This window comes from Variovorax sp. 01N429 (assembly GCF_056399425.1).
Genome location: NZ_JBFTRG010000171.1, coordinates 1 through 404 on the forward strand (window position 1 = coordinate 1; position 404 = coordinate 404).

Annotated in this window: 1 protein-coding gene; it reads right to left on the reverse strand. The window is 71.5% G+C overall.

Going from position 1 to position 404, the window contains the following annotated elements; translation table 11 throughout:
- Positions 1 to 404 (reverse strand): DNA polymerase beta superfamily protein (locus tag AC1DSF_RS31105; RefSeq protein WP_478184163.1); only part of this gene is annotated, 404 nt, incomplete at both ends.

Sequence of the window (404 nt, forward strand, 5' to 3'; positions counted from 1 at the left end):
GTGGCGGCCAACTCGCCCGCGGCGAAAAGCTCGTCGCGCTGGTCGGAGACGTCGATGGTCAGGCGCCCGGTGGCCAGCAGGCCGCCGGCCTGGCGCAGCAGGCGCAGGCAGTGGCGGCCGTGTTTGGCGGTGCGGCGGGTCAGGTCGGCGGCGAAGCCGGCCTTGCCTTCGTCGTGCCGGGTGCGGAGCCGGTGCGCCTGCTGGATGGCGTAGCCGGTGTAGGAGCGGCGGATGGCGCGGGTGGACAGGAACGCGTCGCGTATCTCGACGAGGGCCCGGCCGGTCTCCGTCTGCACGACGTAGTCGTCCAGCCACAGCAGTTCCCCGACCGTCGGATTGCCCTTCAGGGCGAGGGTCGTGAACTTGTACAGCTCGTGGAGGGTCACGTCGGGCTGGGTGGTGAC